This is a genomic window from Pseudomonas sp. PAMC25584, from assembly GCF_058135675.1.
On record NZ_CM176870.1, the window covers coordinates 6009005 to 6034651 of the forward strand.

At 61.6% G+C, this 25647-nt stretch carries 28 protein-coding genes and 1 pseudogene; 13 read left to right on the forward strand and 16 right to left on the reverse strand.

Annotated features, from left to right (window positions below; genetic code table 11):
• The first annotated feature begins 237 nt into the window (after positions 1–237).
• Genes ACS5Q8_RS28205 through ACS5Q8_RS28220 form a run of 4 tightly spaced genes read left to right on the forward strand, consistent with a single transcriptional unit; the run spans position 238 to position 3381 of the window.
• Positions 238–1632: a COG3014 family protein gene (locus tag ACS5Q8_RS28205; protein ID WP_276195391.1), complete on the forward strand. Its 1395-nt coding sequence runs from the start codon at positions 238–240 to the stop codon at positions 1630–1632.
• 10 nt (positions 1633–1642) lie between these two features.
• Positions 1643–2014, forward strand: a complete 372-nt coding sequence (locus ACS5Q8_RS28210; RefSeq protein ID WP_276195392.1) for a YcfL family putative periplasmic lipoprotein — start codon at positions 1643–1645, stop codon at positions 2012–2014.
• Between the two features lie 35 nt (positions 2015–2049).
• A complete protein-coding gene (gene lpoB / locus ACS5Q8_RS28215) occupies positions 2050–2637 on the forward strand; it encodes a penicillin-binding protein activator LpoB (protein ID WP_276195393.1) in 588 nt (195 codons plus the stop codon).
• Between the two features lie 3 nt (positions 2638–2640).
• Positions 2641–3381 carry a penicillin-binding protein activator LpoB gene (locus ACS5Q8_RS28220; protein ID WP_443698816.1) on the forward strand — a complete coding sequence of 247 codons (741 nt, stop codon included), beginning with the start codon at positions 2641–2643 and terminating at the stop codon, positions 3379–3381.
• Positions 3382–3519: 138 nt separating this feature from the next.
• On the opposite strand, the gene ACS5Q8_RS28225 is transcribed toward ACS5Q8_RS28220, so the two are convergent.
• The 3 genes from ACS5Q8_RS28225 to ACS5Q8_RS28235 all read right to left on the reverse strand — a co-directional run bounded on the left by ACS5Q8_RS28225 (position 3520) and on the right by ACS5Q8_RS28235 (position 6723).
• The gene (locus tag ACS5Q8_RS28225) at positions 3520–4152 is read right to left on the reverse strand and encodes a LysE family transporter (protein WP_247406615.1); all 633 of its coding nucleotides are present in this window, start codon (positions 4150–4152) and stop codon (positions 3520–3522) included.
• 88 nt (positions 4153–4240) lie between these two features.
• Positions 4241–4813: a mechanosensitive ion channel family protein gene (locus tag ACS5Q8_RS28230; protein ID WP_276195395.1), complete on the reverse strand. Its 573-nt coding sequence runs from the start codon at positions 4811–4813 to the stop codon at positions 4241–4243.
• Positions 4813–6723: an ATP-binding cassette domain-containing protein gene (locus ACS5Q8_RS28235; RefSeq protein ID WP_276195396.1), complete on the reverse strand. Its 1911-nt coding sequence runs from the start codon at positions 6721–6723 to the stop codon at positions 4813–4815. Before ACS5Q8_RS28235 ends, ACS5Q8_RS28230 begins: the two co-directional genes overlap by 1 nt.
• 50 nt (positions 6724–6773) lie before the next feature.
• On the opposite strand from ACS5Q8_RS28235, the gene ACS5Q8_RS28240 reads away from it, so the two are divergent.
• A complete protein-coding gene (locus ACS5Q8_RS28240) occupies positions 6774–7238 on the forward strand; it encodes a TIGR02444 family protein (protein ID WP_276198012.1) in 465 nt (154 codons plus the stop codon).
• Here the strand turns inward: ACS5Q8_RS28240 and ACS5Q8_RS28245 are convergent.
• Positions 7235–8299: an AlgP family protein gene (locus ACS5Q8_RS28245; protein WP_465159669.1), complete on the reverse strand. Its 1065-nt coding sequence runs from the start codon at positions 8297–8299 to the stop codon at positions 7235–7237. The two genes, ACS5Q8_RS28240 and ACS5Q8_RS28245, sit on opposite strands and share 4 nt — an antisense overlap.
• Before the next feature lie 192 nt (positions 8300–8491).
• Here ACS5Q8_RS28245 and ACS5Q8_RS28250 point away from each other — a divergent pair, with 192 nt between their 5' ends.
• The gene (locus ACS5Q8_RS28250; protein ID WP_276195398.1) at positions 8492–9169 is read left to right on the forward strand and encodes an FKBP-type peptidyl-prolyl cis-trans isomerase; all 678 of its coding nucleotides are present in this window, start codon (positions 8492–8494) and stop codon (positions 9167–9169) included.
• Between the two features lie 54 nt (positions 9170–9223).
• Here ACS5Q8_RS28250 and rsd read toward each other — a convergent pair whose 3' ends face one another.
• From rsd to ACS5Q8_RS28290, 8 genes and pseudogenes are all read right to left on the reverse strand, one after another.
• Positions 9224–9682, reverse strand: coding sequence for a sigma D regulator (gene rsd, locus ACS5Q8_RS28255; RefSeq protein ID WP_247406450.1), 459 nt, complete (start codon positions 9680–9682; stop codon positions 9224–9226).
• A 208-nt stretch (positions 9683–9890) separates the two neighbouring features.
• Entirely contained in the window at positions 9891–10412 is a 522-nt protein-coding gene (locus tag ACS5Q8_RS28260) for a disulfide bond formation protein B (protein ID WP_276195400.1), read from the reverse strand.
• A 237-nt stretch (positions 10413–10649) separates the two neighbouring features.
• Complete coding sequence (locus ACS5Q8_RS28265; RefSeq protein WP_443696638.1) at positions 10650–11891, reverse strand: heme biosynthesis protein HemY; 1242 nt, start codon at positions 11889–11891, stop codon at positions 10650–10652.
• Positions 11892–11896: 5 nt separating this feature from the next.
• Complete coding sequence (locus ACS5Q8_RS28270) at positions 11897–13012, reverse strand: uroporphyrinogen-III C-methyltransferase (protein ID WP_276195402.1); 1116 nt, start codon at positions 13010–13012, stop codon at positions 11897–11899.
• 18 nt (positions 13013–13030) lie between these two features.
• Entirely contained in the window at positions 13031–13789 is a 759-nt protein-coding gene (locus ACS5Q8_RS28275; RefSeq protein WP_426099920.1) for a uroporphyrinogen-III synthase, read from the reverse strand.
• The gene (hemC, locus tag ACS5Q8_RS28280) at positions 13786–14727 is read right to left on the reverse strand and encodes a hydroxymethylbilane synthase (protein ID WP_276195404.1); all 942 of its coding nucleotides are present in this window, start codon (positions 14725–14727) and stop codon (positions 13786–13788) included. The genes ACS5Q8_RS28275 and hemC overlap by 4 nt, the downstream gene beginning before the upstream one ends.
• 126 nt (positions 14728–14853) lie before the next feature.
• Complete coding sequence (locus ACS5Q8_RS28285) at positions 14854–15600, reverse strand: LytR/AlgR family response regulator transcription factor (RefSeq protein ID WP_253400091.1); 747 nt, start codon at positions 15598–15600, stop codon at positions 14854–14856.
• Positions 15597–15713 (reverse strand): annotated as a pseudogene (locus tag ACS5Q8_RS28290) (sensor histidine kinase); the annotation flags it as partial. The pseudogene ACS5Q8_RS28290 and the gene ACS5Q8_RS28285, both read right to left, overlap by 4 nt.
• 389 nt (positions 15714–16102) lie before the next feature.
• Between ACS5Q8_RS28290 and argH the strand changes: the two are divergent.
• Positions 16103–17497 (forward strand): argininosuccinate lyase, encoded by a 1395-nt coding sequence (argH, locus tag ACS5Q8_RS28295; RefSeq protein ID WP_276195405.1) that lies wholly within the window; start codon positions 16103–16105, stop codon positions 17495–17497.
• Positions 17498–17553: 56 nt separating this feature from the next.
• On the opposite strand, the gene ACS5Q8_RS28300 is transcribed toward argH, so the two are convergent.
• Positions 17554–18213, reverse strand: coding sequence for a glutathione S-transferase family protein (locus tag ACS5Q8_RS28300; protein WP_465159670.1), 660 nt, complete (start codon positions 18211–18213; stop codon positions 17554–17556).
• A 125-nt stretch (positions 18214–18338) separates the two neighbouring features.
• On the opposite strand from ACS5Q8_RS28300, the gene ACS5Q8_RS28305 reads away from it, so the two are divergent.
• From ACS5Q8_RS28305 to ACS5Q8_RS28315, 3 genes are all read left to right on the forward strand, one after another.
• Positions 18339–18623, forward strand: a complete 285-nt coding sequence (locus ACS5Q8_RS28305; protein WP_426099918.1) for a hypothetical protein — start codon at positions 18339–18341, stop codon at positions 18621–18623.
• 152 nt (positions 18624–18775) lie between these two features.
• Positions 18776–19030 (forward strand): TIGR02647 family protein, encoded by a 255-nt coding sequence (locus ACS5Q8_RS28310; protein WP_247401881.1) that lies wholly within the window; start codon positions 18776–18778, stop codon positions 19028–19030.
• A 170-nt stretch (positions 19031–19200) separates the two neighbouring features.
• A complete protein-coding gene (locus ACS5Q8_RS28315; protein WP_465159671.1) occupies positions 19201–22041 on the forward strand; it encodes a class I adenylate cyclase in 2841 nt (946 codons plus the stop codon).
• On the opposite strand, the gene rnk is transcribed toward ACS5Q8_RS28315, so the two are convergent.
• The 3 genes from rnk to cyaY form a co-directional block, all read right to left on the reverse strand.
• Positions 22038–22448 carry a nucleoside diphosphate kinase regulator gene (gene rnk / locus ACS5Q8_RS28320; RefSeq protein WP_247401875.1) on the reverse strand — a complete coding sequence of 137 codons (411 nt, stop codon included), beginning with the start codon at positions 22446–22448 and terminating at the stop codon, positions 22038–22040. The two genes, ACS5Q8_RS28315 and rnk, sit on opposite strands and share 4 nt — an antisense overlap.
• Before the next feature lie 131 nt (positions 22449–22579).
• Positions 22580–22798 carry a DUF1289 domain-containing protein gene (locus tag ACS5Q8_RS28325; protein ID WP_247401872.1) on the reverse strand — a complete coding sequence of 73 codons (219 nt, stop codon included), beginning with the start codon at positions 22796–22798 and terminating at the stop codon, positions 22580–22582.
• Positions 22799–22800: 2 nt separating this feature from the next.
• Positions 22801–23148 carry an iron donor protein CyaY gene (cyaY, locus tag ACS5Q8_RS28330; protein ID WP_276195410.1) on the reverse strand — a complete coding sequence of 116 codons (348 nt, stop codon included), beginning with the start codon at positions 23146–23148 and terminating at the stop codon, positions 22801–22803.
• A gap of 238 nt (positions 23149–23386) precedes the next feature.
• On the opposite strand from cyaY, the gene lptM reads away from it, so the two are divergent.
• Genes lptM through dapF form a run of 3 tightly spaced genes read left to right on the forward strand, consistent with a single transcriptional unit; the run spans position 23387 to position 25645 of the window.
• On the forward strand, positions 23387–23554 hold the full coding sequence (gene lptM, locus ACS5Q8_RS28335; protein WP_048723727.1) for an LPS translocon maturation chaperone LptM: 168 nt from the start codon (positions 23387–23389) through the stop codon (positions 23552–23554).
• Between the two features lie 9 nt (positions 23555–23563).
• Positions 23564–24811: a diaminopimelate decarboxylase gene (gene lysA, locus ACS5Q8_RS28340; protein ID WP_465159672.1), complete on the forward strand. Its 1248-nt coding sequence runs from the start codon at positions 23564–23566 to the stop codon at positions 24809–24811.
• 3 nt (positions 24812–24814) lie between these two features.
• The gene (gene dapF / locus ACS5Q8_RS28345) at positions 24815–25645 is read left to right on the forward strand and encodes a diaminopimelate epimerase (RefSeq protein ID WP_276195412.1); all 831 of its coding nucleotides are present in this window, start codon (positions 24815–24817) and stop codon (positions 25643–25645) included.
• Positions 25646–25647: the final 2 nt, after the last annotated feature.

Consider the following 25647-nt stretch of genomic DNA (forward strand, 5'->3'; position numbering starts at 1 on the left):
GTATTTGGAATAACAGTGCGGACCAAGGAGCGGCAATAACATGGATGATGGCGACTAAATAGCAAAAAGCCATTGTTTTGCCATGCTCGCCGCCTATAATGCCGCGCCCTGTTATCGCAAAAGGGAATTTTGCTCCTCATTTTTATGAGGAATTAGTTGGAGGCACGCTGTCTCCCGCGATTGGTGATTCGAGCCGACCAGCACCTCGGCCGATTACATTCAGGGAAGAAGCCTGCCATGGCATTTCGCGCCTTAACCCCGCTCGCGCTCGCTGCGGTCACTGCGTTGTCCGGCTGTTCGATGTTTCGCAGCTACGACGACGAGCTGCAAGCTACCAACCAGCAACTGGCAACCGGCAACGTCGAGGCCGCGCTGACCCTGCTGGAAAAGAACAACACCGGCGAAGACAAGGACCTGCTCTATTTCTTCGAGAAAGGTGAACTGCTGCGGGCCAAGGGCGACCTGACCGGCAGCCAGACCGCCTGGCGCAGTGCTGACCTGCAAGTTTACAAGTGGGAAGAGTCGGTCAAGTTCGACAGCGAAAAGTACCTTTCCCAGTTCGGCAGCTTCCTGGCCAACGACAAAGTGCGTCGCTACGAAGGCTACGACTACGAAAAAGTCATGCTGACCACCCAGATGGCCCTGAACCTGCTGGCCCTGAATGACTTCGACGGCGCGCGCACCGAGATCAAGAAGACCCACGAGCGCGAAGCCGTGATCGCCAACCTGCGAGACAAGGAATACCTCAAGCGCGAAAACGAGGCCGAACGCCAGGGCGTGACCACCCAGATCAAAGACCTGCGCGGGTACCCGGTGGAAGCCTTGGACGCGCCGGACGTGGTCGGCTTGAAAAACAGCTACCAGAGCGCGTTCAGCCATTACCTGGCCGGTTTTGTCTACGAAGCCCTCGGCGAAAAAGACCTGGCGGCGCCGGGTTATCGCAAAGCCGCCGAGTTGCGCCCCAACACGCCGTTGCTCGAGCAAGCGCTGCTGAACCTGGATGCGTCCAACGTCGGCGCCGATGAAACCGACGTGCTGATCGTGGTCCAGAGCGGCCTGGCGCCAGCCCGCGACTCGATACGCTTGCCGCTGCCAATCCCGATCAATGGCAACCTGGTGATCACACCGCTGTCGTTCCCGGTGATCAAGGCCGACACGTCCACCCAGGCCTTCGCCCAGATCGGCGTCGACGGCCAGCAACAGAACCTCACCGTGCTCAACAGCACCACCGCCATGTCCCGTCGCGCGCTGCGTGACGACATGCCGGGGATCATCCTGCGCACCACCGTGCGGGCAGTCAGCCGGGGCGTGGCGCAAAACAACCTGAACAAGACCAACCCGATGGCCGGCCTGGTGCTGGGCATTGCTTCGGCCGTGGCCGAAGGCGCCGACACCCGCACCTGGCGCACCCTGCCGGACATGACCCAAGTGACGCGCCTGCGCCTCAAGCACGGCGAGCATCAAGTCAGCCTGCCCAACGCCTTGGGCGGCACGCGGGTGACGGTCAAGGCCGATCAGCGCTATCAGGTCATCACCCTGCGCGTGGTCGGCAACCAGGTATTCGCCGGCGGTCTGGCGGCCCACGTGGTGCCGAGTACTTCCGCCCAGGCCATCGCCCTCAAACAACCTTAAGGAGCACGCTATGCGTCATTTCATCCTCGGCGCCTTGGCGCTGGTCGTGCTCGCCGGCTGCGCCACCCCGCCGCCACCGGCACCCGGCAGCGCCGCCAGCAAAATCGTGGTGATGGGCAAGTTCAAGGGCATCGCCGTCGGTGCCATTCGGGTGGCGCGCGAGAATGGTTTTCTCACCGCCAAGGTGCAGTTGAGCAACATCACCAGCAGCAACCGGATGATGTATTACCGCTTCGCCTGGCTGGGCGCCGACGGCTTCCCGGTGGGCGACGAAGAAACCTGGAAGGTACTGACCCTGTACGCCAACCAGGCCACGTTCCTGCCAGCCATTTCCAACTTGCCTCAAGCGGCGGACTTCCGCCTCGAAGTGAAGACCCCTTGAGTCGCTCCCCTTTTCAGGTTTTAGAGAGATTTCCCATGTTTGCACGCTTCTCGCTCCTCGCCGTGATCGCCGTATTGGCCAGCGGCTGCGCCAACACCTCGCCGATACTCGGCGGCAAGAACATCAGCTACGGCGACACCAAGGCCGTGGAACTGGTGACCAACGAGTTCGGCTCCACCGACCTGCAGATGATCGCCGAAAGCATGACCCGCTCCCTCGCCCAGTCCGGCGTCCTCCAGGGCCGCCCGGTGGTGCAGGTGTATGACGTGAAGAATAAGACCAGCGAGTACATCGACACCCGCGAGATCACCACGTCGATCAAGACCCAGTTGATGAAGACCGGCACCGCGCGTTTCGCCAGCGACAACACCGACATGCAAAGCCAGGTCGACCAGCTCAAGCTGCAGAACCAGAGCGGCCTGTACAAAAAATCCAGCGTGAGCAAGACCGGCAACATGGTCGCTGCCAAGTACCGCCTGGAAGGCTCGATCAGTTCCATCGTCAAGCGCAGCTCGGACTACAAGGACGTGTTCTACAAGTTCAGCCTGCAACTGATCGACGTCGAAAGCGGCGTGGCCGAATGGATGGACGAAAAAGAAATCCGCAAGACCACGGAGCGCTAAGCAATGCGTGCATGGATCGGCATGATCGGCCTGCTGTGCGCCTTTGGCGCATCGGCTGCACCGAAGATCGCGGTGACCGACCTGGCCTACGAGGCGCAGGTCGAGGAGTACATCCATCAGGTCTCGGCCAGCAACAACTTCCAGGCCAGCGCATACAACGCCAGCGGCGCGGCGAACTACAGCGAGTACGAAAGCCGCACCCGCTACATCGAACAGGCAGAGCTGCGTAAATTCAGCGGCGACATCAAGGGCGAGATCCTCAAGTCGCGCCAGTTCCAGTTGGTGCAGGGCACGCCCTACACCCCCGATGCCAAGGGTGACGTGTATGACGTGATCAAGCGCATCAAGGCCGGCCACTTCAAGGGCGCGGACTACGTGCTGTTCGGCACCCTGTCGGACATCGACTTCACCCAGGACATCAACGCCCTGGACCGCACCAACAGCTACTCGGCGGTGCTGGGCCTGACGCTGGTGGCGGATTTCAGCCTGATCAACACGCGCACCTTCGAAATCACCTCAGCGTTTACCGCGATGGGTGAAGGTCAGGACACCAAACTGGTGAACAGCCGCGACGTGCACGTCAGCCTGAACCGGCCGCGTGTGGTGAAGGAAGTGTCGAAAGCCTTGGGTGAGGATGTGGCCAGGCAGTTGGCGGAACAGTTGGGCGGTGGGTATCAAGACCCAGGCCAGCCAGTGTTGCGCAATAACCTGCCAAGGGATGAAGCGCCGAAGATTCTGCGCTGAGCCGCGACTTCACAAGCAACACAAATCAAAGGTGGGAGCTGGCTTGCCTGCGATGCAGGCACCTCGGTGTATCAGTTACACCAAGGTGCTGCTATCGCAGGCGAGCCAGCTCCCACATTTTTGCTGCGGTTTCGTCAGTTACGCCGTTGCGCGATGCAAGCTGGCCAGAAACCCCGCCGCCCCCACGAACAAACCGGCAAACGTGCGGTTCATGCGTTTTTGCTGCTTGGGCGTGCGCAACAGGCGCAAGACCTTCGACGCCAAGCCGGTATACCCCGCCATCACGATCATATCGACGCTGATCATCGTCGCGCCGAGGATCAGGTACTGGGTCAGCAGCGGTGCCTGCGGGTTCACGAACTGCGGCAACACCGCGAGCATGAACACCAGCGCCTTGGGGTTACTGGCGTTGACCAGAAACCCCCGGAACATCATCGCCATCGGCTTGCCAATCGGCCGCACTGCCGCGTCGTCGGTCATGTCCATGGGCAAGGCACGCCACTGCTTGACGGCCAGGTACACCAGGTACGCCACGCCAAACCATTTGATCGCATAGAACGCGGTGGACGACGCCGCCAAAATAGCCCCCAGCCCGCCCGCGACCACGGCAATCTGCATCGCCAGGCCGATTTGCAGGCCGATGGCGTTCCAGTAACCGCGCAGGAAACCGTATTGCAGGCCGCTGGACATCGAGGCGATGGCGCCTGCGCCAGGGGAAAGGGAGATGATCCAACTGGCGAGGAAAAAGGCCAGCCATGTGTCGAGTGCCATTGCACACCTCAGCAGCGAGTTTGCGGTTGTGCCTTAAGCTAACTCTGCCGACCGAAGGCTGGCTATAGATTTTTACAAGATGTGAACGCTAGCGCTCGCCCGGCATCACCGCACTGTCGCGCCAGCGTCGCACCGAGCGCTGGAAGAACAGGCTATTGGGCACCTGCACCGTCACTCCGCCGGTCCCCGCCTCTTCCACTTCGATCAGCGTGGTGTAAAGCAGATTGATCGCCACGACGCGGCCCTTCACACCCGGTTTGTCGACGGTGTCCACCAACTCGACGATGTCACCCAGGCGGAACGGTCCGACGGTGAAGATCAGGATCGCGCACAACAGGTTGGACAACACCGACCACATGGCGAAGAACGCCACCGCCGCCACCGCGACGAACCCCGACAGCGCGGTCCACAACACCGTGGCGGACACGCCCAGGCGTTCCAGCACGAAGATCAGCGCACTGCCCATGATCAGCCAGCGCAAGCCGCCGCGCAGCGGCATCAACAATTGCGGCGGGAAGGGGTAGCGCTCACCCAGTCGGGTCAGGCCCTTGGCGACAAACCGCTGGGTAAGGTAGCCAGCCAGCAGGATCAGCAGGACTTGCACGCCGATCCACACAGGCTCGACCCATTGCGCCGGCAGCGGCAGTTGCAGCGCTTCCATCAGGACAGCGCCTCCAGCTCCGCTTGCAGGCTTTCGAGCAGTTCGAGGGCTTCCATCCAGCTTTCCTCCAACTGACCTTCACGGACCTTCAGCTTGGCCTGCTCGGCCAGCAGATCGCGCAGTTCATCCTTGCGTGCCGCTTCGTACACGGCACTGTCGCCCAGGCTGGTCTCGATCTTGGCCAGACGTTCGTGGACCTTGCCCAACTCGGCTTCCAGCTTGTCGGCGTCGCGCTTGTGCGGCGCCAACTGCTGGCGCAGGGCGGCGGCGGCCTGGCGCTGGGCCTTCTTGTCGGTTTTGTCCGGGTTGACGGGCGTGTTGCTGGTCGGCGCGTTACGCAGGCGGTAATCCGTCAGCCAGCGCGCATAGTCCTCAAGATCGCCGTCGAACTCTTCGACTTTGCCATCGGCCACCAGCAGGAAGTTGTCGGTGGTGCTCTTGAGCAAGTGGCGATCGTGAGACACCACCAGTACCGCACCACTGAATTCCTGCAACGCCATGGTCAGCGCCAGGCGCATTTCCAGGTCGAGGTGGTTGGTCGGTTCGTCGAGCAGCAACAGGTTCGGCCGGTCCCAGGCGATCAGCGCCAGGGCCAGGCGGGCTTTTTCGCCGCCGGAGAAGTTCAGCACCGGCTCATCGATGCGCGCACCCCGGAAGTCGAAACCGCCGAGGAAGTCGCGCAGAGTCTGCTCGCGCTCGGTCGGCGCCAGGCGCTGCAAATGCAGCAACGGGCTAGCCTTGGCGTCCAGGGAGTCCAACTGATGCTGGGCGAAGTAGCCCACCACCAGGTTCTCGCCCCGGGTCAGGCGACCGGCCAGGGGTTGCAGTTCGCCCGACAGGTTCTTGATCAGCGTCGACTTGCCCGCGCCATTCGGTCCGAGCAGGCCAATGCGCGCGCCCGGCGTGAGTTGCAGTTTGACCTTCTCGAGGATGGTTTTATCGCCATAGCCCAAGCGTGCATCGGACAGATCGAGCAACGGGCTGGAGATCTTCGCCGACTCGCGGAACACGAAATCGAAGGGCGAATCGACGTGGGCCGCCGACAGCTCTTCCATGCGCTCCAGCGCCTTGATCCGGCTCTGGGCCTGGCGGGCCTTGGTGGCCTGGGCCTTGAACCGGGCGATGTAGCTTTCCATGTGCGCGCGCTGCGCTTGCTGCTTCTCGAACGCCTGCTGTTGCTGGGCCAGGCGTTCGGCGCGGGCGCGCTCGAACGCGCTGTAGCCGCCACGGTAGAGGGTGATTTTCTTCTGTTCGACGTGGGCGATGTTGTCGACCACGGCGTCGAGAAAATCCCGGTCGTGGGAAATCAGCAGCAAGGTGCCTTGATAGTTCTTGAGGAAATCCTCCAGCCACAGGATCGCATCGAGGTCCAAGTGGTTGGTCGGTTCGTCGAGCAGCAACAGGTCCGAGGGGCACATCAGTGCCTGGGCCAGGTTCAGGCGCATGCGCCAGCCGCCGGAGAAGTCGGCGACCGGGCGGTCCATCTGCTCGTTGGTAAAGCCAAGGCCGGCGAGCATCTTGCGCGCACGGGCGTCGGCGGTGTAGCCGTCGGCGCTGTCCAATTCCGCGTGCAGGCGGGCCTGAGCGGCGCCGTCCTGGGCTTTCTCGGCCTCGGCCAGGTCGTGTTGCACCTGGCGCAGACGCAGGTCGCCATCGAGCACGTAGTCGATCGCGATGCGGTCCAGGGTGTCGATCTCCTGGCGCATATGGGCGATGCGCCAGTCGGCCGGCAGCAAGCAGTCCCCGGAATCCGGGGTCAGCTCACCCAGCAACAGGGCAAACAACGTGGATTTGCCGGCGCCATTGGCACCGATCAGGCCGGCTTTGTGACCGGCGTGCAGGGTCAGCTCGGCGTCTTCAAGAAGACGTTGCGGGCCACGCTGTAATGTTAGGCTTTGAAGTCGGATCATAATGGCGGCGGAGTCTACCAGCTTCGTTGGCCGCTGGCTTGGGTGTGAATATGTGCGCTGACCTGTGGAGCTTTGCCCTCTCGACTTACGCCCGCACGGGCGTCGAGGCCGCGTGCCTGCGTTTGCAGGAACAAGGCGCGGATGTGTGCCTGTTGCTCTGCGGGGCGTGGCTGGAACGGCGCGGTGTGGCGCTGACGCTTGAACGCACGCAGGCGCTGAGGCAAATCGCCGAGCCGTGGCAATCGCAGGTCGTTGAACCGTTGCGACAGGTGCGCATGCAATGGCGGGCCGTGGCGCAGCAGGATCAGCCCTTGGCGGCGTTACGGGAGCGGGTCAAGGCCCTGGAGCTGGAGGCGGAACGCGAGTTGCTGACACGCCTGGCAACGCTGGCAACAGCATGGCCGACAGGCGAAGCGATGGGTCAACGATGGCTGGAAGGACTGGCGGCCGAGGGAGCCGCCAACCTTGACCACGACGCGCTGCAGCAGATGCGCGTCGCAGTCACCGGCGCTTAGGAAGCGCTGGTTGGGGTGTTGCTTGGCGCGACCGGTGCAGGAGTGCTGCTGGCCGATGCGGTTGGAGCGGCGGACACTGCTGGGGTAGCAGCCGATCCTGCCGGGGTGGCTGGCTTGGCCGATGCTGGTTTTGCAGCAGCAGGTTTAGCGACTGGCTTAGCGGCAGCGGCTTTAGCGACCGGCTTGGCGGCTGGTTTTGCGGCAGCGGCTTTAGCAACTGGCTTGGCGGCTGGTTTTGCGGCAGCGGCTTTAGCAACTGGCTTGGCGGCTGGTTTTGCAGCAGCGGCTTTAGCAACTGGCTTGGCGGCTGGTTTTGCAGCAGTGGCTTTAGCAACTGGCTTGGCGGCTGGTTTTGCAGCAGCGGCTTTAGCAACTGGCTTGGCGGCTGGTTTTGCAGCAGCGGCTTTAGCAACTGGCTTGGCGGCTGATTTTGCAGCAGCGGCTTTAGCAACTGGCTTGGCGGCTGATTTTGCAGCAGCGGCTTTAGCAACTGGCTTGGCGGCTGGTTTTGCGGCAGCGGCTTTAGCAACTGGCTTGGCGGCTGATTTTGCAGCAGCGGCTTTAGCAACTGGCTTGGCGGCTGGTTTTGCGGCAGCAGCTTTAGCAACTGGCTTGGCGGCGGCCTTAGCCGGCGTCTTCGCTGCAACGGCTTTCACCGGTGCACGAGCGCCCAGCACTTTCGATACAGCTTCCTTCACACGACCAACGCCCTGGGCCAGTTTCAGGCTTTCTTGAGCATCTTTTTTGAGTTGGGAAATGTAGGTGCGGGTTTCGGCTTGGCGATCCTTGAGGGCGTCCAGCAGGTCCTCAAGTTCTTTGACTGCGTCTTTGGCTTTGGCTTGAGCCTTGGCCTTGCCGGCAGTGGCGGCGTCTTGCAGTTTGGTGCGGGAGTTGTGCAGTTTTTCTTGCGCTTTACCGCGTTGTTTTTCCAACTTGGCGAGCAGTTTTTCTGCATCAGCCAAGGCTTGGGAACACGCGCTTTCCAAATGTTCGAGCAGACTGCCCGAGAGTTGTTGGAGTAAGTGCAACGGGGTATTTACAGGCTTCTGTTTGGCCGACATGGTTTACCTCCTGGCTGACGTGGGTGCGGCTCATACTAGCCCTCTGCTCTTACCGCCGCTAGCGCATGTTGACAGTATCGTTTGCCTTGCGTTGCACCGTGCGAAAAATCTTATCGATATAACGGAAAACCACGCCACTTTTTATCCACTCACACTGGCATAATCCGTCGCACTTTCGGCTGGAGAAGACCCATGTCGCGTTACCTTTTTCTTGCGCTTGGCTTGGCGATTTCCGTGGCCAATGCCAGCGAGCCTTCGCCGTCCAAAACCACTGCCCCAGATGCGCACGACCTCGCGTACAGCCTGGGCGCCAGCCTCGGTGAGCGGCTGCGCCAGGAAGTCCCTGACCTGCAGCTCCAGGCCTTGATCGATGGCCTCAAGCAAGCCTATCAAGGTAAACCGCTGGCGCTGGATAACACGCGCATCGAACAGATCCTGGCGCAGCATGAAGCGCAGGACGAAGCCGATATTCAGGCACCCCAAAGTGAAAAAGCCCTGACGGCCGAACAGCAGTTTTTGACCCAGGAAAAAGCCGCGAGCGGCGTGCGCGAATTAGCCGATGGCGTTCTGCTCACCGAGTTGACGCCCGGGACCGGCAATAAACCGTTGGCCAATGATGAGGTTCAGGTGAAATACGTGGGGCGATTGCCCGATGGGACGGTGTTCGATCAAAGCACCCAAGCGCAATGGTTTCGTCTAGACAGTGTGATCAGCGGCTGGAGCAGCGCGCTGCAACAGATGCCGGTGGGCGCGAAATGGCGCCTGGTGATTCCGTCAGCACAGGCCTATGGCGCCGACGGTGCCGGTGCGTTGATCCCGCCTTACACACCCTTGGTATTCGAGATCGAATTACTCGGCACCCGGCATTGACCCAATAAAAAACGGTGCGTCATGCGCACCGTTTTTTTATCTCATCACCAAGGGTCAGGCCTGAGCGACAGCCACATCCCGGTGAGCATTGTGCAGCACTTCGATCAGGCAATCCTCAAGCTCGAAACGCTCATGGAGCAGGCCACCCAGCTCTTTGAATTTTTCCGCAACACACTTGCCGGCATCACACAGGTCATTGAACGCCAGCAACTTCTCGGTGATCACATCGATGCGTGGGTAGAGGGTATCGGCCAATTCAAGACCGCGCTGATCGTCGAAGGCTTCAGCCTCCTTGGTCAGTTGCTCGTAGATGCCGAAATGACCGGCAGACACGTAGTCCACCAACACACCGCAAAACGCCTGCAACGGCTTGCGATTCTTCGTCAATGCTTCGGGCTTCGCGCCGAGAGCATCAAACGCCCGAACCAGTTCGTGGCGTGCCTTCAGCCAGCTATCGATCAGCTTGTGCACCCCACCCCAGCGTTCCTGAGCATTCTGACAACTTTCCAGCATGATGATCTCTCTTCCCTATAGGGGCGCTGCCGCTGTGTGCCCGCGCAATACTTCAAGGATAAAGCGGCAGCCGGACAAAGCCGTATCTGACAACGGTTTCAATAACGCATTCGGGCCAGATTATGCCCGCATGACTATGGCTTCAAGGTACGCAGGAGAGAAAGTTCATACAAGTGTTTAATCCCCTCCTACAACCTACGACCGGTTTTCAGCGTCTCGACAGGCGCAACGGTTGGCTGAATATCAGCCGTGAAAATTGCATGAAGCCCAGGATCAGCATCGCCACGAAAAACAACAGACTCCACTCCGGAAGGCTCAAATCGAACAGGGTCCAAGTGATTTCCACGCAGTCAACGGTGCCGTTGAAGATCGAGCGCAGCGCCTGCGAAAAAGACAGGCTTTCGAGCATGTACTGCAAACTGGGCCAACAATGGCTGGCCTGATCCGACGTGGTGTTCTGCAATAACACCTGGCGCACGGCGGTAATTGCGCCAAGCGCGGCACAGCCTGTGCTCGCCAGCCCATACCCATAGACGCCGTAGCGTTTGGGGTTATGCACAGCCGCTACCAGGTTGATCAACGTAAAGGTGGCGAGGAATAGCCGTTGTACCTGGCACAGAAAGCAGGGCCGCAGCAGCGCGCCATATTCCAGGTAGAAAGACGCACCCAACGTCAGCGCACCGGCCATGAACGCCAGGAAAAACAAGGAGCGTGAGGGGGCCAAAGACATTGTTTATCCGTACCGCGAGAGATAGGCCGTTACGGTAGAGGAAAGGCCTGACCCCTTTCAATACGCGTTAGAGCAGACGATTCCGCGAAAACGTAGGGACATCCCGCCAGAACTTGGAGGACATAACCTGACGCAACGTAGGAATATATTACGCACCCAGTTAAACCGAGTCTTTACACAGAACCAAAAGGTTGGCTGTCGGACGCATCCGAGCCAACCCTCGCACCACTTCCTACTTCAACCCTGCGCCGGCACGGGTAACGGTGAGGCGAGCAAACGGTTGTCCAGCAGGCCCAAGCCTTCCTGGAACAACTGGTTGCTGCGCTCGGTGTCACCCAACTGGGCCAGCAGGCGTGCCAATTCGGCACACGCCTCGGGGTTGCGCTGCACTTGCAGGCTGCTTTCCAGGTAGTCCCGCGCCTTGCCCCACAGACTGTTTTGCAGACACAGGCGACCCAGGGTCAACAGCAAGCTGGCATCACCTGGATGGTCCTTGAGCCAGCCCTCGGCAAACTTCAACTGGCGGGCCGGGTCACTGCCGCGCAACAGGCCATACAGGCGGATCAGATGGCTGTCATAAGCCCGCTTGATCGCGCCGCGCAACACTTCCTCGGCCTTGGCATCAGCGCCCAACTGGCGCAGTTGCTCGGCGTAGGCCAACACCAATTGCGGCTCCTGGCGTTGGGCGGACGTCAGTTGTTGCCAGGCGCGCTCAAGCGCCTGCAAACCCGCTTCGCCCTGCTCTTCACGCTGGACGGCCAGGCTCAGGTTTTCACCCCAGGCACGGCGCTCCAGCTCGGCCAGTTCGCCGGCCGGCAACACTTTGTCCTTACGCAGCTCAGGCAACAGACGAATCACTGACGACCAATCGCCCCGCTGCTGATGCAAGCGTTGCAACTGGCGCAACACTTGGGCGTTATGGGGATGACGCTCGTGCATGGCCTGCAAGGTGATCAGCGCGCCGTCGGTATCGCCACGGTCCATCTGCAATTGCGCATGGCTCAAGGCAACCGCCAGTTCGGCCTGGGGCTGACGCTCGAGGGCACGCTCCAGCAAACCGTCGCACGCTTCATATCGCCCTTGCTCATTCGCCGCCCGGGCCGCGCCAAGGTAATACAGCAACGGCTGACGTTCGGCTTCGGCGGCACGATGCAGGTGGCGTTCGGCACTGGCCCAGCGGCCTTCGGCGAGGTCCATCTGGCCCTGCTCGATCGCGATCTGCACGCGACGGCTGCGGTTACGCCGCGACCACGGGTTGACCACGCCGCCCGAGGTGCTCAGCAGGCTCAACAGGACACGAATCAGGTAGATCGCCAGGCCGATGACAAACACCGCCACCAGGGTGGCCCACAGGCTCGACTCGTAATGCAGCAGATGGGGATAGGTAATCAGCACGTAGCCTGTGTGTTTCGAAATGCCCACAGCCAGCGCCAGGGCGATCGCAATCGCCAGCACCAGGATCACATAGAAACGCTTCATCGGCTCTACTCCTGGCTCGCCGGCGTGCCAGCCGAAGCCTTGGCTTCGTCGGCAGGCGAGTGACGACGTTCAAGGTATGCCTGCACGGCAGCCAGGCTGGCAGCCAGGTCCGGGGTCACGACCGAGACAGCCTTGGGCTCAAGCTCGGCGATACGCGCCAGCATCGCTTTGCTCTGTGGGTTGTCCTGGTTGAAGTTGTCCTGCAACACGCTGCGCGCCTCACCCAGCGAACGGCTGTACACCGCCGATTCACCATTGAGCGCAGCCCACTGCGCTTGCTCGAGGGCCAGGCTCAGGGCTAGGCGCACCTGGTTCAGGCCTTGGCCGGCGAGCAGCGGGCGAATGTTGTCATCCGGGTTGAAGTCGATGCGGAAGTAACGCGAGAGCTGCTCCCACCATTGGCTCCAGCGGTTTTCCGTATCGGTCGTCGGACGCCCTTGGGGCGCCGGTTCCTGAAGCTGGTATTCCGGCGCGATCGCCGCCAGTTGCACGACTTGATCACGCAAGGCCGCGAGCTGCAGGTACAGCCCGGTACGGTCCGGCTGTTCGGTACTGCGCAACGCGGCAAGGCTCTTGGCCAATTGCTCGCGCGCGGCGTAGGAACCCGGATCGCTCTGCTCGCGAAGAATCTCGTCGGCGCCCTGGACCAGCGACTGCGCGCTGTTGATATCCTGCAGGGCAGACAAGCGCAAACTCGCGAGACGAATCAAGTGTTCGGCTTCAGCCAGGCGCCAGTCCTTGCGGCTGGCTCCCAGCACGGTTTCCAGACGCTGGCCCAAACGCTGCTGGTCGCCCTGCAACTGCGCCACCAGACGGCGGCGCTCTTCCAGCTCGTCCGCACCCGGCAGTTGCGCCAGGCGTGCCGCCAACTGTTGCTGGCTTTGCTTGAGGGTCTGGGACTGGTCGTCGAGGGTCTGTACCTGGCTCAGCTGTTGCTGGCTGCTGGCTTGCAGGGCGCGGACCTGCCAGATCCCCCAGCCGCCGGCGGCAACGCCCGCAGCACCCAGCAGCAAGGCGACGATTGCCAGGCCATTGCCACGGCGCGGCGCGGTGACCGGTGTCTGGCCCGACGCATCGAGCGCGGGCTGAGCTTCATCTTTAGGCAAGGCTGTTTCGCTCACGTATCCATCCTTTGCGTATCAGAGAGTGGGAACGGAATGGCTCCGTAACGCCACTAACAAAGCCGCAGCACTCGCGCCGCGACAATCCACAACTTTTTCTGCGCCAGCGGCCCGCGCTATCTCATAGACTCGCGGGCTGGGCACGAACAGCGGCAGCCGCGCCACCTGTGGCCAATCCGGGCCGGCCAGGGCTTGCAGGTGTAAAAAACCCTGCCCACTGCTGACCACCAGGCCGTTCAAGCGTTCCAACTGGATGCGCTGCATGAGTACCCCCGGGTCGTAGGCCGGAAGAAAACGGCGATACAACTCCAGATAGTCGACACTAGCACCTTGCTCGCGCAAGCGCTCCGCCAGCAGCTCTCGCCCACCCTCGCCGCGCAGGATCAACACCCGTGCATCAGCATGTGCAATAGCCTCGCGCAAGGCGGGCAAGGCAAGCAAGGCCTCGCTGTCGTCGCCGCTGGGGGGATAATGAACGTCCAGGCCCTGTTCGGCGAGGACCTGCGCGGTGGCGGCCCCCACGCTGAACCACGGCAACTGCGGCCAGCGTCGATCCAAGCATTGCACGCCAAGGCGCGCCGCCGGTTTGCTCACCACAATGACCGCGCAATAGCGGCCCAGGTCAGCAAAGACCGCCTGCTGCGCAGGCGTGACCGGCAAGGCTTCGATCTCCAGCAACGGCAGGCTGCTGCTGAAAATCCCGACATCGGACAACGACGCCGCCAACAGCGCAGACTCCTCGGCAGGCCGCGTCAGCAGCACACGCCAATCGGTCACTGCGGGCCGGCCTCGCCGTAGACTTTTTGCAGAATGGCACCGGCACCCTTGTCCAGCAGCGCTTCGGCGACCTGGATACCCAGCGCCGTCGCATCACGCTGCGGCCCGCGCACTTGCGCGGTGATCAAGTTGCCGCCGTCAGGGTCGCCCACCAGGCCACGCAGCCACAGGTTTTCCCCTTCCAGCACGGCATAGCAGGCGATCGGCACCTGGCAGCCACCGTTGAGGTGTTTGTTCAGGGCGCGTTCGGCGGTGACACGGACGTCGGTGTCGTGGTGATCGAGCGGCTTGAGCAAGGCGTGGATTTCACGGTCGGCGGTGCGGCATTCGATGCCCACTGCGCCCTGCCCGCCGGCGGGCAAGCTGTCTTCGACGCTGATGACCGAGGTGATGCGGTCTTCGAAGCCGAGCCGGATCAAACCGGCCGCCGCGAGAATGATCGCGTCGTATTCACCAGCATCCAGCTTGGCCAGGCGGGTATTGACGTTGCCGCGCAGGAAGCGGATCTGCAAATCCGGGCGACGCGTCAGCAACTGGGCCTGACGACGCAGGCTGGAGGTGCCGACGATACTGCCCAACGGCAGCTCATCCAGGGACGCATAGGTATTGGACACGAAGGCGTCGCGCGGGTCTTCACGCTCGCAGATGCAAAACAGGCCCAGGCCTTCGGGGAAGTCCATGGGCACGTCTTTCATCGAGTGCACGGCGATGTCGGCTTCGTTTTCCAGCAGTGCGGTTTCCAGTTCCTTGACGAACAAACCCTTGCCGCCGATCTTCGACAGCGGCGAGTCCAGCAGCTTGTCGCCGCGACTGACCATGGGCACCAGGGACACCAGGAGGCCAGGGTGGGCCTGCTCGAGGCGTGCTTTGACGTATTCGGCCTGCCACAAGGCCAGGGCGCTTTTACGGGTGGCGATGCGGATTTCGCGAGAGGACATGGATCAATCCGTACTGAATAGATACGGCAGATAATAACAGCTCAGGAAAATTCGCTTTGATTTGAATCAGCAAGTGCGGGGCCTCCCTGGCCGCACCGCACCGCGATCACCGCTACAGCCCTTGCGCTAAAGCTGCTGCATCATCTTGCGCACGCCGGCGACATGACGCCGACTGACAATCAAAGCATCGCCGTTAAGCCCTTTCAGGAATAACTGAAAGTGCCCCAAGGGCGTGCGCTGCAGGCGTTCGATGCGCTCACGGGCCACCAGCGCATTGCGGTGGATGCGCACGAAACGGTCGCCAAATTCATCCTCAAGGGCCTTGAGCGGCTCATCAAGCAGCACTTCGCCAGCCTCGTGACGCAGGGTCACGTACTTGTGATCGGCGATGAAGTAGACCACCTGGCTCAGCGGGATCAGCTCGATACCTTTACGGGTGCGCGCACTGATATGGCTGCGCGGCCCGTTACCGCTCTGGGCGGCGGGCTGGGTCAGGGCGGCAAGCTGGATGCGATTGGGGCGCTCGGCCTTTTTCAGCGCCTTGAGCAACGCCTCGGCAGTCACCGGTTTGACCAGGAAACTGACACCGCTGGCTTCCAGGGTTTCGGCAGGGAACTCTTCCTCGGCGGCACACAACACCACGGCGGGTGGCGATTCGCGCTCGCTCAGGCGGGCGGCGACTTGCAGGCCATCCAGGCCCGGCATGCGGATATCGAGCAGCACCACATCCGGCTTGAGGCTGTCGATCAACGTCAACGCCTCCTCGCCCGTGGCGGCGCTCGGTTCAAGGACTGTATAACCCTCGAGCTCACTGACCAGACGGCTCAGTCGCTCGCGGGCTTGGGGTTCGTCATCAACGATCAGGACATTCATATTGCGCTGGATTCCTGCGTGAGTCTCGCACAAGGATAGCGTAGACAGGTGCGGTGACGTGCGTCACAGCGATCCACGCTAAGACTAGCGCGAGCGGCAAAAAGTGCCCCGAGAGCGACACTCATATTTATCCGGACCTGTTCAATAGCGCCCAAAACCTGCCGCCCTTGGGCATCGTCGTAGGGTTTGCTGATACACAATCCGAATACCCCCCTTGTTTAATGGTAGTCAGGGTTATGACCGCATCACCTGACTTTGGTGCATTCACACACTATCAGTCCAACTGTAGACGCTCGCCGAGACGACATTGCTCATTCGTCAAATATCGTTTCAATAAGCACCTTTGCCCAGTCTCTTCCCGGACGCGGTCGGCGGCAAGGCACTTAGCCATCCTTTGCACAAATAAAAATGCCGACCACCCACAGCACCGCCTCCACGGGCAACCCTGTTATTATCGGCGTCACACCTCCACGCCTCTTTTAAGCAGATCACGAGCGAATCCATGAGCACCGACAAGACCAACCAGTCCTGGGGCGGCCGCTTCAGTGAACCCGTCGACGCCTTCGTCGCCCGCTTCACCGCCTCCGTCACCTTCGACCAGCGCCTGTACCGCCACGACATCATGGGCTCGATCGCCCACGCCACGATGCTGGCCAAGGTCGGCGTGCTGACCGACGCCGAGCGCGACAGCATCATCGACGGCCTGACCACCATCCGTGGGGAGATCGAAGCCGGTACGTTCGACTGGCGCGTCGATCTGGAAGACGTGCACATGAACATCGAGGCCCGCCTCACCGATCGCATCGGCGTGACCGGCAAGAAACTGCACACCGGGCGCAGCCGTAACGACCAAGTGGCCACCGATATCCGCCTGTGGCTGCGTGACGAAATCGACCTGATCCTGGCCGAAATCACCCGCCTGCAAAAAGGTTTGCTGGAACAGGCCGAGCGTGAATCGGACACTATCATGCCCGGCTTCACCCACCTGCAGACCGCACAGCCCGTGACCTTCGGCCACCACTTGCTGGCCTGGTTCGAAATGCTCAGCCGCGATTACGAGCGCCTGGTGGATTGCCGCAAGCGCGCCAACCGCATGCCATTGGGCAGCGCCGCACTGGCGGGCACCACGTACCCGATCGACCGCGAGTACACTGCACAACTGCTGGGGTTTGACGCCGTGGGCGGCAACTCCCTGGACGGTGTGTCGGACCGCGACTTCGCTATCGAATTCTGCGCCGCCGCCAGTATCGCGATGATGCACCTGTCGCGCTTCTCCGAAGAACTGGTGCTGTGGACCAGCGCGCAATTCCAGTTCATCGACCTGCCCGACCGCTTCTGCACCGGCAGCTCGATCATGCCGCAAAAGAAAAACCCCGACGTGCCCGAGCTGGTACGTGGCAAGAGCGGCCGCGTATTCGGCGCGCTGATGGGCCTGCTGACCCTGATGAAAGGCCAACCCCTGGCCTACAACAAGGACAACCAGGAAGACAAGGAACCGCTGTTCGACGCTGCCGACACCCTGCGCGATTCGCTGCGTGCCTTTGCCGACATGATCCCGGCGATCAAGCCCAAGCACGCGATCATGCGGGAAGCGGCGCTGCGCGGGTTCTCCACTGCGACCGACCTGGCTGACTACCTGGTACGCCGTGGCCTGCCGTTCCGTGACTGCCACGAAATCGTCGGCCATGCCGTGAAATACGGCGTGGAAAGCGGCAAGGACCTGGCGGAAATGAGCCTGGAAGAACTGCGCAAATTCAGCGACCAGATCGAGCAGGACGTGTTTGCCGTGCTGACCCTGGAAGGCTCGGTGAATGCCCGCGACCACATCGGCGGCACTGCGCCGGGGCAGGTAAAAGCCGCCGTCGTGCGCGGCCAGGCACTGCTCGCCAGCCGCTAAAAGCATCAATGTGGGAGGGAGCAAGTCGAACCGTCGCACCGCCCCTCCCACATTGCTTACTTCTTCGCCGCCATCATCGCCATGAACGCCGGCATCGCCGCTTCCCTGTCCGCCGCCACCTTCATGGCGTTAGGCATGGCATGCAAGCGCTGCAGCAACGCCTTCGCCGCCGGCAATTCTGCCAGCAGATCCAGGCCAAACAGTTTCTCGCCCACGCCGCAGGCGAGGTTCAGGCTGTACATGAAATACAGATCGGCAATCGTAAAGCTCTCCCCAGCGACATAGGGCGCGAACTTGCCGTGCCGAGCTAAAGACCCCACCCCCAGCAGCAACTCGGCCCGGGCTTTGTCCTTGATCGCCTCCGGCACCGGCATGCCGAAAAACGCTTCAGCGAAACAGGCACGGGCGGGTAGCTCGATGTACAGCTCGATTTCCCTGCACAATGCCAGCACCTGGGCGCGCTGAAACGGCTCCGCCGGCAACAGTGCAGTGCCTTCCTGGGTTTGCTCGATGTATTCGAGGATCACACTGGTTTCGTTGATAAAGCCCTGTTTGACACCCAGCACCGGCACCTTGCCCCGCGGGCTGACCGCCAGGGCTGCGGGCGTTTGCCCGGCAAAAAAAGGCACCTCTTCGAACGTCAGGCCTTTCTCCAAGAGCGCCAGCTTGACCATGTTGTAGTAGTTGCTGACCGAAAATCCGTACAGTTTGAGCATCGCAAAGCCTCCAGGCCGTGTGCGGGGTTGGCTGCATGAGTTATAGATCGGCCCGACCAACCTGGCTAGCAGCATCACCTGCCTGAATGGAGGTAGACTGGCGCCCTTTCCTTGAGGAGCCTGCCATGAGCGAGCCGACCGATATCGACAACGACGAAGAAGAGTTCACCGAAAGCACGCTGACCCAGGCCATCGAAAACCAGATCGAAAGCGACAATCCGCCTGCCGCCAAGGCCACGCTCAACAAGCTGACGCTGGTGGGTTACGAGCGCGAAGAGATTTTGAATCTGATGGCCCATGTGCTGGCAGTGGAAATCGACAAGATGCTCGACGAAGACCGCGCCTTCGATACCGACTGGTATGAAACAGCCTTGCGCGCGCTGCCCGAACTGCCGCCTGAAAACGCCTGAACCGGCCGCCCGCGTGGCCGGGAAGCCTGCTTCCTCGCCACAACACTGCGCCATATCAACACCCGCGAGTTTCCCACTGGACAGCCCGTCAAAGTACGTTCACCTTAGGGCCTGCTAGCCTCTAACAAATTCTTAGAAAGTCTGGAGTCCCTATGTCGTATACCCCTGAGTTGGTTGCCGAACTGGAAATCCTTGCACTCTTCAACCTGGGCAGCTCCCAGGAAGGTCTGAAAGTCCATCAGACTGCCGCACCGACCGCTATCGCAGCCGCCAAACGCCTGTTCGAGAAAAAACTGATCGACCAACCGGACGGAGGCTACCTGACCAGCCTTGGCCGGGACGCCGCAGAACAAGCCCAATCCCTGCTGACCATCCTGACCACCACCACGACCAAAGAAGCTGCCTGATTCCGGATATCGCCCATGGGGTCCGCCTGCCGCGGATTCCTAGGGCGTTGCCGTGGACTGGATAAAATTCTGACGCCAAAAAGCGCTTCCCCCTCTAAACCTCCTACGCTTCTGACTGTAAACTCCTACACGGCCGCCCATGTCGGGCCTTGCGCGCCACCGAGTTCGACATGACCCGCACCCATGAAATCCGCCCCGACTTGGACGAAGGCATCGACCGCAAGGTGCTGGCCCAGTTGCGCGCGCGCTTCATGGTGCTGAACGAAGGGCGTATGGCCCGGGCCATCGAAGGGCTGACGCCGCGCCAGCAAAGCGTATTGACCCTGCTGCCGCTGTTTTTTCACGTTAATCACCCGCTGTTGCCCGGTTACGTGTCAGGCAGCACCCCGGCCGGGCTGTCGAATTTCGAACCCGACGCCCAGGCCCTGAGCGAAGCCCAACGCCTGACCCGTTCGTTTTCCTACAAACCGCGCCACGGCAAACCGCCGCAGCCGATCCATGGCCTGTTCCTGATGGGCAGCCTCGGCACCCTGGCCCAGGCCGATCAAAGCGACATGGACGTGTGGGTATGTCACGCCCCCGACCTGGGCGAGAACGACCTGGTCGAGCTGCGCAAGAAATGCCAGTTACTCGAAGCCTGGGCTCTGAGCATGGGTGCCGAAGCGCATTTTTTCCTGATCGAGCCGAGCCGTTTTGTATTGGGCGAGCGCGACACGCAACTGAGCTCCGACGACTGCGGCACAACCCAGCACTATTTGTTGCTGGATGAGTTCTATCGCACCGCGATCTGGCTCGCCGGCCGCACGCCGATCTGGTGGCTGGTGCCGGTGTACGAAGAAATCCGCTACGCCCAGTTCACCCACACGCTGATTTCCAAACGCTTTATTCGCGCCGATGAAACCCTCGACCTCGGTCATCTGGCGCGCATCCCACCCGGCGAATTCATTGGCGCCGGGCTGTGGCAACTGTTCAAGGGCATCGAATCGCCCTACAAGTCGCTGCTCAAGCTGCTGCTGACCGAGGTCTACGCCAGCGAGCACCCGAATGTGCAGTGCCTGAGCCTGCGCTTCAAACGGGCGGTGTTCGCCAACAAGATGGACCTGGACGAGCTGGACCCGTATGTCGTGGTCTATCGCCGCATCGAGGAGTACCTCAACGCGCGCAACGAGCCGGAACGCCTGGAACTGGTAAGGCGCGCACTGTATTTGAAGGTCAACCGCAAGCTCAGCGCCGGCCAGCGCACCCTCGGCTGGCAGCACCTGTTGCTGGAGCGCCTGGCCCGTGAATGGGGCTGGGACCCGCGTCAACTGGCCCTGCTCGACAGCCGCAGCCAGTGGAAAGTGCGCCAGGTGGCCTCCGAGCGACGCGCCCTGGTCAATGAGCTGAACTACAGCTATCGCTTCCTGACCCAGTTCGCCCGCACCGAGCAGACCGTCAGCCTGATCAATAAGCGCGACCTCAATGTGCTTGGCCGCCGTCTCTATGCGGCGTTTGAACGCAAGGCTGGCAAGGTCGAGTTCATCAACCCCGGCATCGCCCCGGACCTGGCCGAAGACACCCTAACCCTGGTGCAATCCCCCAACCGCAAGGAACCAGACCAGCATCATTGGGGGCTATACAACGGCAGCCTCACCGCTCTGGAATCGGAGCACTTCGCGCCGATCAAGCGCAGCCGCGACCTGCTGGAAATGCTCACCTGGTGCCACCGCAACGGCGTGATCGACAGCAGCACCCGCCTAGCGCTGCACCCGGGCGTCAGCGACATGACCGAATTCGAACTGTTCAACCTGCTGGGCAGCCTGCAACAGACCATCGCCCTGCCCCTGGCCAGCGTCGATGAAGATCGTCTGCTGCGCTCGGCGGTGCCGGAAGAGGTGTTGCTGCTGATCAACGTCGGCGTCGACCCGCTCAAGCACCACCGCGACCTGAACATCCTGATGACCACCGAGCGCACCGACTCGCTGAGTTACGCCGGCGTGCGTGACAACCTGGTGCTGACCCTCGATCAGGTCACGCTCAACAGTTGGAACGAGGTGATGGTCAGTCGCTACGACGGCCCCCATGCCCTGCTCGATTGCCTGCGCGACTACCTCAACCAATTGCCGTCGGACCACCTTCCACGCCTGCGGGTGCGCTGCTTCTGCCACAACCGCGCGCAGTTCATTGCCCGGCGCGTGGAAGAAATCTTCGACACCGCGCAGAACCTGCTGCTGGGCCAGGGCAACCATCGCTACCTGCTGCAGGTGCAGCAGCACTATCACGTGATGGAGCTGATGCCAGGCCAGGCTACCCACGTATCACTGGCGACGCAGGACGCGCTGATCGCCTACCTCAGCGAAGAACTGGCCAGCTACAGCCCATTGCACCTGGACGCGATGGCCCTGGAAGACCACGACCTGGCGCTGCTGCTACCGATGGGAATGGCCAATTGCGTGCAGGTGTTTTACCGGGTCAACGAAGGCTTCGCCGAGCTGTACGTGCTGGATGAGTTCAATGCGCTCTGGCAACAACGCTTGCCGTTCCACGATGAACAGAGCCTGTTGGCGCCGTTGCAGCGCTTTCTGCAGTCGATCATCTATCGCCGGGACGCGTTGTCGCCCGTGGACCCGCAAGAACCGCTGGGCGCGGTGCAAACCCTGTATTACCAACTGCTGCCATCGGGCAGCAACCGCGCACGCAGCATCGAGTCTCGGCCGGCGCCGCAAAACCCGGCCAACAAGCCGTTTTATGACGTGCAGGCGATTATCGGCAAGGCGACGCCGGGCCAGGTGGGGATTACCCTGTACTGCAATCAGCGGGAATTTTCCGAACTGGAGTTTGGCGACCAGCTGTTTGCAGTGGTCGCCCAGGAGATCGTCGGGCAGCGCCGGGAAACCGAGCGCTACCGCTGCTATATCACTGATCTGGACCTGTCGGGTCTGCTCGGTGATGTGCACAGCCCGAGCAATTTGTACCTGCGTTACAAGGCCGAGCTGGAACAGGCGCTCAATGAAGCGCTGAGCCGGACCTAGAGCGAGAACGCACCGCCGTCTTTGGGCTGGTTTTCTACACTGAGCAGTTCGAGCTTGAGGGTTTTGCCGCCGGGCGCAGGCCAGTCGATGTGCTGGCCCACTTTGAGGCCGAGCAACGCGCTGCCCACCGGCGCCAGGATCGAAATCTTGCCTGCGTCGGCATTCGCATCCTTGGGGTAAACCAGGGTCAGGTGATAGTCCTTCCCGCTGCCTTGCTCGCGGCAATGCACGCTGGAGTTCATGGTCACGACATCTGCAGGCACTTCATCGTGGCCAACCACTTCTTCGGCGCGGTCGAGTTCGTGTTGCAGGGCTTCTACGCCCGGCGAGTTTTCGCCGACACGGTCGATCAGTTGCTCAAGACGCTGCACGTCGAGACGGGTAAGAATGATGGAAGGTGCGGTCATGATTCAGGCAGACTCCTTTTTTCTGCACAAAAAAGCAAAACCCCGCCAGGAAAAGGCGGGGTTCTCACGGACCTCGATGAGTTGAGGTGTACCCGGACACTACCACAGCACCGTAAATAAACAAGAAGGGCTCAAGGCGCGACTTTGCGCCGCTCTGCCTGGGCCACGATCACTCGCCGCCGCTGATCGTCGGCGGAGCGCCATTCACGGATGTCTTCCACATGGCGAAAGCAGCCAAGGCAGACTTTTTGCTCGTCCAGCCGACACAAGCTGATACAAGGTGACGGCACCGCCGCGCTGACATTACTGAACAACGGCTTGGGCGGACGTACAGGCGCTGGCTGGTTCACGATCAGTTCTCGTCGGGGTTCAGCTCATCGAAGCCCAACTCGACGCCGGCCTGTTCCAGCGTGATGCGCGCGAGCATTTCGCTGAGCAGCTCATCGCTGGTGTCGCACTGCCAATTGCGGTCTTCTTCGTTGTAATCGAAGTGAAAACCGCCGGAGCGTGCCGCCAGCCACAGTTGGCGCAACGGTTCCTGGCGACTGAAGATCAGTTGAGTGCCGTTCTCGAACTTGACGGTCAGCACCCCGGCCGAGTTTTCCAGGTCCACATCCAGGCCGCTCTCGTCGAAAATATCTTCCAGCGCGTGCTGGGTCGAATCCACCAGGTCGTGAAAACGGGCTTCGGTCAAACTCATTGCGGCAACCTCAAAAGTGTCTGGTTTTGCTCAAGCGCCGCACGATACGGTCGCGCTCCGCCGATTGCAAAGGATACCGAGTTCGTTACCGATGACGGTAAGAAATATCCCCGACTACCGTAAGCCGCTTCGCTACTGTCTCGGCAAACCCCCGCCGGACGGGTATTTCGGTGCATAGGCAAGCTGGCGGGTGGTCGGTATACTCGGGCGCAATTAATGCATATTCAAGGATTTCGCCATGAAGCGCCTGATCTCTTCCCTTGCTGCGCTCGTCGCGGTCGCTTGCCTCGTTAGTGCCTGTGGTCAAAAAGGCCCGCTGTACCTGCCTGATGACAGCAAAGACCCAAATGAACAGGCGCAATCGTCGCAGAAACCACAAAAAGCGCACAAGCACGACACTTACTAAGGGAAACCCATGGACGCTTTTAACTACCGGAACGGCGAGCTGTTCGCGGAAGGCGTGGCGCTGTCCGCAATTGCCGAGCGCTTTGGCACCCCGACCTATGTGTACTCGCGCGCGCATATCGAAGCCCAATATCGCGCCTTCACCGACCCGTTGAACGGCGTGCCGCACCTGGTGTGCTACGCGGTCAAGGCCAACTCCAACCTGGGCGTGCTCAATGTCCTGGCGCGTCTGGGCGCCGGTTTCGACATTGTCTCCCGTGGCGAGCTGGAACGGGTTCTGGCCGCTGGCGGCCAGGCTGACAAAATCGTCTTCTCCGGCGTCGGCAAGAGCCGCGAAGACATGCGCCGCGCCCTGGAAGTCGGCGTGCATTGCTTCAACGTCGAATCCACCGACGAACTGGAGCGCCTGCAAGTCGTCGCTGCCGAGATGGGCGTTCGCGCGCCGATCTCCCTGCGCGTCAACCCGGACGTCGACGCCGGCACCCACCCGTACATTTCCACCGGTCTCAAAGAGAACAAGTTCGGCATCGCCATCGCCGACGCCGAGGACGTGTACATCCGCGCCGCCCAACTGCCGAACCTGGAAGTGCTGGGTGTCGACTGCCATATCGGCTCGCAACTCACCACCCTGCCTCCGTTCCTGGATGCCCTCGACCGCCTGCTGGCGCTGACCGACCGCCTCGGCGAGTGCGGCATCTACCTGCAGCACATCGACCTCGGTGGCGGCGTGGGCGTGCAGTATCGCGATGAAGAGCCGCCGCTGATCGGCGACTACATCAAGGCCGTGCGCGAACGCCTGGAAGGCCGCGACCTAACGCTGATGTTCGAGCCGGGCCGCTACATCGTCGCCAACGCCGGCGTGCTGCTGACCCAGGTCGAGTACCTCAAGCACACCGAGTACAAGGATTTCGCCATCGTCGACGCGGCGATGAACGACCTGATCCGCCCGGCGCTGTACCAGGCCTGGATGAATGTCACTGCCGTAACGCCTCGCGACAGCGAAGCGCGCGCCTATGACGTCGTCGGCCCGATCTGCGAAACCGGCGACTTCCTGGCCAAGGATCGTCAGTTGGCCCTGGAAGAAGGCGACCTGCTGGCCATTCATTCGGCCGGTGCCTACGGGTTTGTCATGAGTTCCAACTACAACACCCGCGGACGTGCCGCCGAGGTGCTGGTGGACGGTGATCAAGCGTTTGAAGTGCGTCGCCGCGAGACGGTAGCCGAGTTGTATACTGGCGAAAGCCTGCTGCCGGAGTAAGCCATGCTGTTGCGTTTTACCAAGATGCACGGGCTGGGCAATGACTTCATGGTCCTTGACCTGGTCAGCCAGCATGCGCACATTCTGCCCAAGCACGCTAAACAGTGGGGCGACCGCCATACCGGCATCGGTTTCGACCAGTTGCTGATCGTTGAGGCGCCCAGCAACCCGGAGGTGGATTTCCGTTACCGGATCTTCAACTCCGACGGTTCCGAAGTGGAACAGTGCGGCAACGGTGCGCGCTGCTTCGCCCGCTTTGTGCTGGACAAGCGCCTGACCGCCAAGCGGCAGATTCGCGTCGAGACCAAGAGCGGCGTGATCGAGCTGGATGTCCGCAGCGACGGCCAGATCAGCGTCAACATGGGCGCGCCACGCCTGGTGCCGGCGGATATTCCGTTCCAGGCCGCCGAGCAGGCCACCTGCTACACCGTTGACGTCGACGGCCAGGCTGTCGAATTGGCGGCCGTGTCCATGGGCAACCCCCATGCGGTGCTGCGCGTCGATGACATCAATAGCGCGCCGGTGCATGAGCTGGGGCCGAAGATCGAACATCACCCGCGCTTTCCGGCACGGGTCAATGTGGGCTTCCTGCAGGTGATCGACCGCTCCCGCGCGCAATTGCGTGTATGGGAGCGCGGCGCCGGTGAAACCCAGGCCTGCGGCACCGGTGCTTGCGCCGCTGCCGTGGCCGCGATCAGCCAGGGGTGGATGGATTCGCCGCTGCTGATCGACCTGCCCGGCGGACGCTTGTCCATCGAATGGGCAGGCCCCGGCCACCCGGTGATGATGACCGGGCCGGCCATGCGCGTATACGAAGGACAGGTCCGTCTATGAGT